We start from the raw sequence: 11317 nt of genomic DNA, 5'->3' as shown, positions 1-11317 counted from the left end.
ACACATCTCCGAACGTGGCATACACATAACGGGGTCCCCTATCAAATGGACGTTCTCGATGATTTGGTGCAACTCATGGAGCAGATCGCCGCAGGGGAGATTCATTTGGAGCTTGAGCAGGTTTATCCGTTTGCAGATGCCCTGGCTGCCCTGGCGAAAGTACAGACCCGGAGGGCTCGAGGCAAACTCGTGCTCAGACGAGAGTAAAGCACATGGCCGAGGAACCATGCGGATTCAAGAAGGTGCTGCCTTGCCGAATTCTCAGCCGGTCCGGGTTATTTACAACTCTCTACCCCGTATTTAATTCATGGCTTGCGGGTAAGAGGCGGACGATGTTGAGCCGGAAGGGTTGGCATGTCAGACCGCCCAAGGCACGGGCACTGCTTGGGGCTCGGGACTACAGGGGGAGCATCTTGTACGGATGCTGATGACTTCTTCGAAGACGGGACTTGCTGCCACCGGCTACGGTTTGGCAGCGGCCACAGCGACCAGTTCGGCCGCGACTCCTGTCAATCGTCGAGGTCCTGACCAGACGGCCGTCAGGGGGCGGCTGATCCCTTGACCCTCAAAGGGAACGCGCAACAGGTCCCCGCTCTCGAGCTGGCTACGAAGGGCGAGTTCGCTCAGGACAGCAGGACCCGCCCCGGAAGCAACAGCAACGCGCACCGCGGCGTTGCTGGCAAGCACCTGCATCGGCTCGACAGTGACGGCCCCAGCCAACACCTCTTGCAGCGCCTCGCGGGTACCTGAGCCAGGCTCCCTGACAACCAAGGGGGTTTCCGCCAGCTCTTGCAAACCGATCCTGCTCGTACGGTTCGCCCATTCATGGTTGGGAGCGACAACTACCAGCAACTCATCCTCTTGGACGACCCGGGCATTCAACCGCATGGGAACGTTCGGGGTCTCAACGAAACCCAGTTGAAGAATGCCCCTTTGCACTTCTTGGAGAACCTGCGCCGAATTCAGCACCTGCACCTCGATGCGGACCGGCGGCAATCGACGTTTCAACTCTGTCAGCCAGACCGGTAGCAGGGTTTCTGCGATGGTCATGCTGGCCCCCACACGAAGTTCCAACGTTTCGTTGCTGCGGCTAGACCGTGACCAATCGTTGAAGCGTTGCCCGGCATCAAGTAGTTCACGGGCTTGAACAGCCAGCAACAACCCCAGTGCCGTCGGTTCCGAACCGCGGGGGCTGCGCTCAAGCAAAGCCGTTTTCATCCCCGTCTCCAGCTCCGCGATGGCTCGGCTTGCGTTGGGCTGCGCCATCCCCACTTTCCGTGCGCCTGCCCCCACGCTGCCTTCGTCCACCACGGCAACGAAGAGTTCCAGTACTTGAAGGTTCGGCCAAGCTTCGCTCATATCAAAAGCATATACCATGATGCGAAATTGCCGTCTAGCGGGCTGACGGAGATCAGTGAAGTATGGAAGTATGTCAACGCAAATACAACAGATAGATCCCATAACAGCCCGCCGCGGCTCCTACGCACTGAAAAAATATTCCCCCGGGTTGCTTTTGTGTGCGGTCGCTGTGGCAATCGCGATGACCGTTAACGTCTTCCTTCCCGGTGTCAGCCCACTGATCGTCGCGATCGTGCTCGGCATCGCCCTGACCAACGTGGTTCGCCTACCCGAGTCCACGGCACCGGGACTGACGCTGGCTTCCAAGAAGCTGCTCCGATTGGGAATCGTCTTCCTGGGCCTGCAACTGGTGCTCTCAGACATTGTCTCCCTCGGTGCGCCCATGCTCGTGGTCATCGTGTGCATCGTGGCCGGAGGCATTTTCGGAACCATCCTGATCGGGCGGCTGATGAAGATGCGTTCCGCCCAGGTTCTGCTCATAGCATGTGGTTTCTCTATTTGCGGCGCCGCCGCTGTGGCCGGAGTCGAAGGGGTCACCGACTCAGACGAAGAGGACGTGGTCACCGCCGTGGCCTTGGTGGTCATCTTCGGCACACTCATGATTCCGGCGATTCCCTTGCTCGGCCAGCTGCTGGGCATGGAGCCTGAACTCAACGGCATGTGGGCCGGTGGCTCCATCCACGAGATCGCTCAGGTTGTCGCCGCCGGAGGAATAATCGGCGGCGGGGCGCTGGCTGTCGCCGTCATCGTCAAACTCGCCCGCGTCCTGCTGCTCGCCCCGATCGTCGCGATTTTGAGCATTCGCCAACGCCGGTCAGGAAACGTCAAACCCGATGAAAAGCGTCCTGCGATCGTCCCACTGTTCATCATTGGCTTCCTGGTCATGATCGTGCTCCGTTCCACACTGGACCTGCCCGAGGGCCTCATCCACGCAGGAAGCCTCGCGCAAACGGCTTTGTTGTCCGCCGCAATGTTTGGACTGGGATGTGGGGTGAAGATCCGCAACCTCATCCGGGTCGGAGCCCGACCCTTCATCCTGGCCGCAGCCTCAACCATTCTCGTCACAGGCATCGCACTTGCAGGCATCGAACTCGTCCACCTCTGATAGGGAACCACATCCTGCAGTCTCCGCCCAAGCTGATACCTCGTCCGCCCACCACATGACCTTTTAGGAAGGAACCTGACTTGACATTTCTCACCGGTCCAGCTCCGATTATCGTCGGCGTCGACAGCTCCGATTCTTCAAGGTGGGGGCGCCCTTTCTCTTTATTCGGTGAACGTTGCCCAGGCGGAGAAAGTGCAGGTAAAACCACACGCTAGCGAGACCTGGGGGCGTGCCTTCGCCAGCCCTTGTAAAAGCCGCCCACGAGGGGAAATGTGCGTAAGGCTACCTGTAGGCGTGCCTGGAACCGGTTACGTCCACTAGTGTGGTGTAACGCTTGCTGATGGTGGGCCCCGGAAAGTAGTGGGCGGCCACCGCCAGTTAACCTTTCGACTCAACTACCACATCTCACCGAAAGGCCTATGACGATGACCGCTGCACCGCATTCTATCGACCCGACAGCCTATCTGGATGATCTGCTCGCCCAAGCATCTCCGGATTTGATGCGCCAGATGCTGCAAGGGTTTATCAACCAGATCCTCTCCGCCCAGGCTGACACCGTCTGCGGCGCCGAATACGGAGTTGTCTCCACCGAGCGGGTCAACCACCGCAACGGGTATCGCCACCGCGACCTTGACACCCGTGTCGGCACGATCGACGTGGCGGTGCCGAAACTGCGCCACGGTGCGTTCTTCCCAGACTGGCTGTTAGAGCGCCGTACGCGTACAGAACGGGCCTTATCGACTGTGATCGCCACGTGCTACCTCAAAGGGGTTTCCACCCGCAGGATGAATGATCTGGTGGCAACACTTGGGATTTCCAGCATGTCGAAATCGCAAGTCTCACGCATGTCAGAAGAACTTGACGACATGGTCGCAGACTTCAAAAATCGCCCACTAGACCCCGGCGGGTACGCCTTTGTGTCGTGCGACGCGCTCACGATCAAAGTCCGTGAAGGCGGCCGGGTGGTCAAATGTTCAGTGCTGCTTGCCACCGGAGTCAACGCCGACGGGTACCGCGAAATGCTCGGCATGCACGTCGCCACCGCGGAATCCAACGCGTCGTGGAAAGGCTTCTTCCAGGACTTAAAAGCCCGCGGACTTACCGGGGTATTCCTTATCACCAGTGATGCCCACGAAGGCATCCAGCACGCCATTTCCGAAGTGCTGCCCAATGCGTCGTGGCAGCGGTGCCGCACCCATTTCGCGAAGAACCTCTACGAAAAGGTCCCGAAAACACAATGGCCGATGGTCTCTGCGATGTTCCAGACGATCTTCCAGCAACCTGACGCCACATCCACCTGGGCACAAGCCCGCGAAGTCGTCGACCTGCTGGAGCCGAAATTCCCTCACGTCGCGGCGTATTTGGAGGAATCACTCGATGAAGTGCTGGCGTTTACCGCAGCTCCGAAACCAGTCTGGACGAAGGTGTGGTCAAACAACCCCACAGAACGGTTAAACCGAGAGATCCGCCGGCGCACCGACGTCGTCGGCATCTTCCCAAACCGTGAATCCATCATCCGGCTTGTCGGTGCGGTCCTAGCCGAGCAACACGACGATTGGATCCAACAAAAACGCTACATGTCACTGACCGCACTCGAACACACCAAACACCTCATGCACCACCCAGAAGAACATCGTGACGACCACCACCAGCTAACCGCCTAACCAAACCCCGAACTTCATATCGAGCCGAAAGCACAAACGGCTACACCACTACACGGGACTTGACTCTGGAACCGTAAATGTCCTGCCATGTGGCAAGCGCCGTGGGGCGTATATTCACCCGCCCCCATCGCCGCATCTATGCGTTCTTCAACGCCCGATACACAGTAGGGCGAGTGACCCCAAACTCCCGTGCTAGCTCTGCCTTTGGCTCCCCCGCCAGCACGCGCCTCTTAATCTCCGCTACCTGTTGTGGGCTAAGGGCGGGTTTGCGGCCTTTGTACTTTCCTGCCTTTTTCGCCAGCGCAATCCCCTCTGCTTGGCGTTCGCGGATAATGGCCCGCTCAAACTCCGCAAACGAACCTAAAATGCCTAGCATTAAATCCGCGCGTGGATCTGTGGTGTCTTTCGCATGAAGCGTCCTGGGTTTAGTTCCGCTTCTTTTACGGCCCTGTGTTGATGGGCTGGGTGAGATAGTACTCGGTTTCTACTTCCTGTGGGGTGGCGTAGTCCAAAGCTTCATGAAGCCGCTTGGTGTTCCACCAATGCACCCACCGCAAGGTGGCCAGTTCGACTTCTCCGACCGACGTCCACGGGCCTTGGGCATGAATCAGTTCAGCCTTGTAGAGACCGTTGACTGTTTCGGCTAGCGCATTGTCGTAAGAATCGCCGACTGTTCCCACACTCGGGCGGATTCCTGACTCAGCTAGCGCGGTGGAATACTTCCACGACACGTACTGGCTGCCCCGATCGCTATGGTGAATTAACTGGTTTCCATGAATTCGCCCTGCAGTCGTTAACGCATGCTCCAAAGCCTCCATCGGCAGCGCGTCGGTGCGCATTGTCGATCGTGTAGCGACACCAACAATTTTTCGGCTGAATACATCCACGACAAATGCGGTGTAGGCGAATCCTGACAGGGTGCGAACGTAGGTAATGTCGGCAACCCACAACCTGCCTGGCGCCTGCGCACGGAAGTCTCGCTGTACAAGGTCTGGGCGATGATCCGGTGCCTTCGGGCTAATCGTTGTCACAGGGGTTCGTCCACGTCTGCGGCCGGAAACACCTGCGAGTTTCATCAGACGTGCGGTCTTGTCGCGGCCGATATGAAAGCCTTCACGGTTCATGGCGTGCCACATTTTGCGGATGCCGTAGACCGAGAAGTTCTGCGCATGCACACGCTGTATTTCTGGGATGAGCAGGCTATCGCTTAAGGTTCTTGCACTGGGAACGCGTGTGGTGGCTTTGCGGTAGCCGCGTGAGGTGATGAATCCACGATCTGCTTGTTTAAGGACTCTGCAGATGGCCCCGGGCCCCAAACTGATCTTTATACGCGTCGATGTAGGAGATCATTTGGTCGTGGGTCGGTTGAGTTCCGCTGCGAGAAAAGCCGAAGCAGTCTTAAGAATCCCGTTTGCTCGTTTCAGCTCGCGGTTTTCGCGGCACAGACGCCCCAAGCTCTTCTTCCATCGTTTCGCCGCATGAAGCGTCAGAGTCATCACGTACTGAAGCGCTGTCACGGTACCAAGCCCGCAACGTAGGGTGAGATACCCCTAGCAGCTCACCGACCTCTGTGTAGGCACGTTGCAGTGCGCAGGACTCCAGGCGGACCATTTCGATGATCTGATGGACCGCCTTCTCCTTGAACTCGACGGAATACTTTCTAGGCATAGTTCAATCCTTCCTTAGCTGAGGTAGGAACTAAACCCAGGACGCTTCACCCGGGGTGTACTACACCCTCAAAAGTGTCGAATGTGTTTTCGTCTAACACGGCATCAGACTATCCACCACACCTGACAGTAGGGGGTAAAAACCACGACACGCGCCACGCATTCCCCCAGCTCGACAGAGTACAAGCCACACATATCAACGGGGGTAAAACACCAAGTAGTCCCCGAAACATCAACCACCCACAATTATTCGGGGTGATGGCCTTTCGGGGACTACCGTATAAACACTATTTTGTTGTTTTGTTGTTTGGTGTCGGCGGTGACTTACTCTCCCACAACCTCCCGGTTGCAGTACCATCAGCGCGTACAGGCTTAGCTTCCGGGTTCGGAATGGGACCGGGCGTTTCCCTGTAGCTATTAACCACCGACAAACCTATCAGAACACTACCCACTGTGTGTGGGTGTTGTGTCAGATACTGCATAGTGGACGCGACACACACGATAATGTGTATTTTTGTTTGTTTACTCGCTTTAACCAAGTCCACCCAACATATCCAAACACTGGGTTTGGGTTGTTGTGGTGTGTTTGTTTTGGTCAATTAGTACCAGTAGCCTTCACACCTTACAGTGCTTCCAAGTCTGGCCTATCTACCCCATAGTCTTTAGGGGACCTCAAAAGAAACCTCATCTTAAAACAGGCTTCCCGCTTAGATGCTTTCAGCGGTTATCCCTTCCGTACGTAGCCAACCAGCGATACCCCTGGCGGGATAACTGGCACACTAGAGGTACGTCCGTCCCGGTCCTCTCGTACTAGGGACAGCCTTCTTCAAGTTTCAACGCGCGCGGCGGATAGAGACCGAACTGTCTCACGACGTTCTGAACCCAGCTCGCGTGCCGCTTTAATGGGCGAACAGCCCAACCCTTGGGACCTACTCCAGCCCCAGGATGCGACGAGCCGACATCGAGGTGCCAAACCATCCCGTCGATATGGACTCTTGGGGAAGATCAGCCTGTTATCCCCGGGGTACCTTTTATCCGTTGAGCGACACCACATCCACAAGTAGGTGCCGGATCACTAGTCCCGACTTTCGTCCCTGCTCGACATGTCTGTCTCACAGTCAAGCTCCCTTGTGCACTTACACTCACCACCTGATTGCCAACCAGGCTGAGGGAACCTTTGGGCGCCTCCGTTACATTTTGGGAGGCAACCGCCCCAGTTAAACTACCCACCAGGCACTGTCCCCAACCCAGATCATGGGCCAAGGTTAGATGCTCAATCCGATCAGAGTGGTATTTCAACAACGACTCCACCACCACTAGCGTGATAGCCTCAACGTCTCCCACCTATCCTACACAAACCGAACCAAACACCAATACCAAGCTATAGTGAAGGTCCCGGGGTCTTTTCGTCCTGCCGCGCGTAACGAGCATCTTTACTCGTAATGCAATTTCACCGGGCCTGTGGTCGAGACAGCAGAGAAGTCGTTACGCCATTCGTGCAGGTCGGAACTTACCCGACAAGGAATTTCGCTACCTTAGGATGGTTATAGTTACCACCGCCGTTTACTGGGGCTTAAATTCTCAGCTTCGCAACCACAAAGGTTACTAACCGGTCCTCTTAACCTTCCAGCACCGGGCAGGCGTCAGTCCATATACATCAACTTAACGTCTTCGCATGGACCTGTGTTTTTGATAAACAGTCGCTTCCCTCTATTCTCTGCGACCCCACAACACTCCAACCGCACAGGTCTTCACGTCACAGGGCCCCCCTTCTCCCGAAGTTACGGGGGCATTTTGCCGAATTCCTTAACCACAGTTCACCCGAACGCCTTAGTATCTTCAACCTGACCACCTGTGTCGGTTTAGGGTACGGGCCATACACACACTCGCTAGAGGCTTTTCTCGACAGTACAGGATCACCACCATCAACCCTTTTAGGGTCTACGCATCACGCCTCAACCACAAAGTGCGGCGGATTTACCTACCACACGGCCTACACGCTTACACCACCAATCCAATAAGTGGCGCGGCTACCTCACTGCGTCACCCCATCACTTGAACCACACATCAGGCCCCACGACATCAACACCACCAACACTCAAAAAAGTGAACAGGTAGCGTATCCGCAGTGGTTAGTATCCGTGCTTTATCATGGGCGCACATGTACGGGTACCAGAATATCAACTGGTTATCCATCGACTACGCCTGTCGGCCTCGCCTTAGGTCCCGACTCACCCTGGGAAGACGAACTTGACCCAGGAACCCTTAGTCATCCGGCGGTAAGGATTCTCACCTTACAATTCGTTACTCATGCCTGCATTCTCACTCGCACACAGTCCACGCCTCCTCACGGTAACGCTTCCACCCATGCACGACGCTCCCCTACCCAAACAACGTATGTTGCTTGCCGCGGCTTCGGCGGTGTACTTGAGCCCCACTACATTGTCGGCGCAGAACCACTCGACCAGTGAGCTATTACGCACTCTTTCAAGGATGGCTGCTTCTAAGCCAACCTCCTGGCTGTCTTCGCGATCCCACATCCTTTTCCACTTAGTACACCCTTAGGGGCCTTAACCGGCGATCTGGGCTGTTTCCCTCTCGACTATGAAGCTTATCCCCCACAGTCTCACTGCCGCACAACACAATTGATGGCATTCGGAGTTTGGCTGACATTGCTAAGATTGTAGTCCCGCTCAACCAACCAGTCGCTCTACCTCCACCAAGCTAAATGCGACGCTGCACCTAAATGCATTTCGGGGAGAACCAGCTATCACGGAGTTTGATTGGCCTTTCACCCCTACCCACAGCTCATCCCCGCAGTTTTCAACCTACGTGGGTTCGCGCCTCCACAACCTCTTACAGCTGCTTCACACTGGCCATGGGTAGATCACCCCGCTTCGGGTCCAGGACATGCCACTTATCACCCCATTAGGATTCGGTTTCCCTACGGCTACCCCACACGGGTTAACCTCGCGACATGCCGCTGACTCGCAGGCTCATTCTTCAAAAGGCACGCCATCACACACAAACAGGTGCTCTGACGGATTGTAAGCACATGGTTTCAGGAACTATTTCACTCCCCTCCCGGGGTACTTTTCACCATTCCCTCACGGTACTATCCACTATCGGTCACACTGAGTATTTAGGCTTACCGGGTGGTCCCGGCAGATTCACAACAGATTCCACGAGCCCGTTGCTACTCGGGAACCCAACAACCCCCACATCATCATCTTCAGCTACAGGACTCTCACCTACTCCGGTAGATCATTCCAAACCACTTCACCTAACAACAATGCACAGGGCGTGCCACTGGTAGATGACACAAAGCTAGGCCCCACAACACCGCACACACAACCCCTACCAGGTATCACATGCACACGGTTTAGCCTCATCCACGTTCGTTCGCCACTACTAGCAGAATCATTATTATTTTCTCCTCCTACGGGTACTGAGATGTTTCACTTCCCCGCGTAACCCCCACAACAGCTATGAATTCACTGAAGGGTAACCCCACATAACCAGGGCCAGGTTTCCCCATTCGGACATCCTCGGATCAACGCTTTATTGACAACTCCCCGAGGCTTAACGCAGCCTTACACGTCCTTCATCGGCTCAGCATGCCAAGGCATCCACCATGTGCCCTAAATAACGAACACACCAACCACCACACACAAACCACACAACACAAAGGTCACACAATCCGTATGCAGTGGCAACAAGTGAACTTGACAAAATAAACAAAAAGAAAAATCACATCACACACAAGACACCACAAGCACAAAAACAAGTGGCATCATGTGAGATGCTCGCGTCCACTATACAGTTCTCACACAACACCCCAACCAGCAACAAACACCACCACAACAGACGACGCTCATCAACCAGTCAGGCACACACAAAAGGGGATAATGCCCCAGACACCCAACAATGCACCAACGTACAATCAACACTCATTTTCGTATACATGGACACTTTTACGCATGTCACAAAGCACTGTCTCAACACTTAGACCTGCTGATTAAGGTGTATGTCCTACCCGGAATTTCCAAACATCGGTGGCAGCAGAACACTCGCCTACTCAACCACCAACCCACCATCAAACAACAGTGGGCAACCCACAACTGTGGGTCATGGCTGCAACTGCAGCCAAAATAAAAGCTCCTTAGAAAGGAGGTGATCCACCCGCACCTTCCGGTACGGGTACCTTGTTACGACTTCGTCCCAATCGCCGATCCCACCTTCGACGGCTCCCTAACACGTTTAGGCCACCGGCTTCGGGTGTTACCAACTTTCATGACGTGACGGGCGGTGTGTACAAGGCCCGGGAACGTATTCACCGCAGCATTGCTGATCTGCGATTACTAGCGACTCCGACTTCATGGGGTCGAGTTGCAGACCCCAATCCGAACTAAGGCCGGCTTTCAGCGATTCGCTCCACCTCACAGTGTCGCAGCGCGTTGTACCGACCATTGTAGCATGTGTGAAGCCCTGGACATAAGGGGCATGATGATTTGACGTCATCCCCACCTTCCTCCGAGTTAACCCCGGCAGTCTCTCATGAGTCCCCAACCAAATGCTGGCAACATAAGACAAGGGTTGCGCTCGTTGCGGGACTTAACCCAACATCTCACGACACGAGCTGACGACAACCATGCACCACCTGTACACCAACCACAAAGGGAAACTACATCTCTGCAGCGATCTGATGTATGTCAAGCCCAGGTAAGGTTCTTCGCGTTGCATCGAATTAATCCACATGCTCCGCCGCTTGTGCGGGCCCCCGTCAATTCCTTTGAGTTTTAGCCTTGCGGCCGTACTCCCCAGGCGGGGCGCTTAATGCGTTAGCTACGGCACGAAAGTCGTAGAAAGACCCTCACACCTAGCGCCCACCGTTTACGGCATGGACTACCAGGGTATCTAATCCTGTTCGCTACCCATGCTTTCGCTCCTCAGCGTCAGTAACTGCCCAGTAACCTGCCTTCGCCATCGGTGTTCCTCCTGATATCTGCGCATTTCACCGCTACACCAGGAATTCCAGTTACCCCTACAGCACTCAAGTTATGCCCGTATCGCCTGCACGCCCGGAGTTAAGCCCCAGAATTTCACAGACGACGCGACAAACCACCTACGAGCCCTTTACGCCCAGTAATTCCGGACAACGCTCGCACCCTACGTATTACCGCGGCTGCTGGCACGTAGTTAGCCGGTGCTTCTTATCTAGGTACCGTCACAAAAAGCTTCGTCCCTAGCGAAAGGAGTTTACAACCCGAAGGCCTTCATCCCCCACGCGGCGTCGCTGCATCAGGCTTGCGCCCATTGTGCAATATTCCCCACTGCTGCCTCCCGTAGGAGTCTGGGCCGTATCTCAGTCCCAATGTGGCCGTACACCCTCTCAGGCCGGCTACCCGTCGCCGCCTTGGTAGGCCATTACCCCACCAACAAGCTGATAGGCCGCGAGCTCATCCTACACCGAAAAAACTTTCCAACCACCACACTAAAGATGGCTCCTATCCGGTATTAGA

At 55.6% G+C, this 11317-nt stretch carries 5 protein-coding genes, 3 rRNA genes and 1 pseudogene; 3 read left to right on the top strand and 6 right to left on the bottom strand.

Going from position 1 to position 11317, the window contains the following annotated elements; all coding sequences use genetic code 11:
• Nucleotides 1–45 precede the first annotated feature (45 nt).
• Nucleotides 46–207: a zinc-binding dehydrogenase gene (locus HMPREF1261_RS13015; protein ID WP_023023751.1), complete on the top strand. Its 162-nt coding sequence runs from the start codon at nucleotides 46–48 to the stop codon at nucleotides 205–207.
• A 255-nt stretch (nucleotides 208–462) separates the two neighbouring features.
• On the opposite strand, the gene HMPREF1261_RS05840 is transcribed toward HMPREF1261_RS13015, so the two are convergent.
• Nucleotides 463–1359 carry a LysR family transcriptional regulator gene (locus tag HMPREF1261_RS05840; protein WP_034654218.1) on the bottom strand — a complete coding sequence of 299 codons (897 nt, stop codon included), beginning with the start codon at nucleotides 1357–1359 and terminating at the stop codon, nucleotides 463–465.
• Nucleotides 1360–1429: 70 nt separating this feature from the next.
• Between HMPREF1261_RS05840 and HMPREF1261_RS05835 the strand changes: the two genes are divergently transcribed.
• Both HMPREF1261_RS05835 and HMPREF1261_RS05830 read left to right on the top strand, forming a co-directional pair.
• Nucleotides 1430–2464, top strand: a complete 1035-nt coding sequence (locus HMPREF1261_RS05835; protein WP_005284587.1) for a YeiH family protein — start codon at nucleotides 1430–1432, stop codon at nucleotides 2462–2464.
• A gap of 425 nt (nucleotides 2465–2889) precedes the next feature.
• Complete coding sequence (locus HMPREF1261_RS05830) at nucleotides 2890–4128, top strand: IS256-like element IS3506 family transposase (RefSeq protein ID WP_023029897.1); 1239 nt, start codon at nucleotides 2890–2892, stop codon at nucleotides 4126–4128.
• A 136-nt stretch (nucleotides 4129–4264) separates the two neighbouring features.
• Here the strand turns inward: HMPREF1261_RS05830 and HMPREF1261_RS05825 are convergent, their stop codons facing one another.
• The 5 genes and pseudogenes from HMPREF1261_RS05825 to HMPREF1261_RS05800 all read right to left on the bottom strand — a co-directional run.
• A complete protein-coding gene (locus tag HMPREF1261_RS05825) occupies nucleotides 4265–4600 on the bottom strand; it encodes a recombinase family protein (RefSeq protein ID WP_255342446.1) in 336 nt (111 codons plus the stop codon).
• Nucleotides 4569–5796 (bottom strand): annotated as a pseudogene (locus HMPREF1261_RS05820) (IS3 family transposase). The gene HMPREF1261_RS05825 and the pseudogene HMPREF1261_RS05820 overlap by 32 nt, the downstream one beginning before the upstream one ends.
• A gap of 310 nt (nucleotides 5797–6106) precedes the next feature.
• Nucleotides 6107–6224, bottom strand: a 5S ribosomal RNA gene (rrf, locus tag HMPREF1261_RS05810).
• Nucleotides 6225–6375: 151 nt separating this feature from the next.
• A 23S ribosomal RNA gene (locus tag HMPREF1261_RS05805) occupies nucleotides 6376–9451 on the bottom strand.
• Between the two features lie 510 nt (nucleotides 9452–9961).
• Nucleotides 9962–11317, bottom strand: a 16S ribosomal RNA gene (locus tag HMPREF1261_RS05800); the annotation flags it as partial.

Origin of the sequence: Corynebacterium sp. KPL1818 (assembly GCF_000478135.1) — a bacterium.
GTDB lineage: Bacteria > Actinomycetota > Actinomycetes > Mycobacteriales > Mycobacteriaceae > Corynebacterium > Corynebacterium accolens.
Note: the sequence above shows the minus strand (reverse complement) of the source record. Positions and strands in the feature narration are given on the sequence as shown.

What these genes read in the sequence shown, in the direction of transcription:
- HMPREF1261_RS13015 (WP_023023751.1), top strand. Translation starts at nt 46, where the DNA reads ATGGACGTTCTCGATGATTTGGTGCAACTCATGGAGCAGATCGCCGCA.
- HMPREF1261_RS05840 (WP_034654218.1), bottom strand. Translation starts at nt 1,359, where the DNA reads ATGAGCGAAGCTTGGCCGAACCTTCAAGTACTGGAACTCTTCGTTGCC.
- HMPREF1261_RS05835 (WP_005284587.1), top strand. Translation starts at nt 1,430, where the DNA reads ATGTCAACGCAAATACAACAGATAGATCCCATAACAGCCCGCCGCGGC.
- HMPREF1261_RS05830 (WP_023029897.1), top strand. Translation starts at nt 2,890, where the DNA reads ATGACCGCTGCACCGCATTCTATCGACCCGACAGCCTATCTGGATGAT.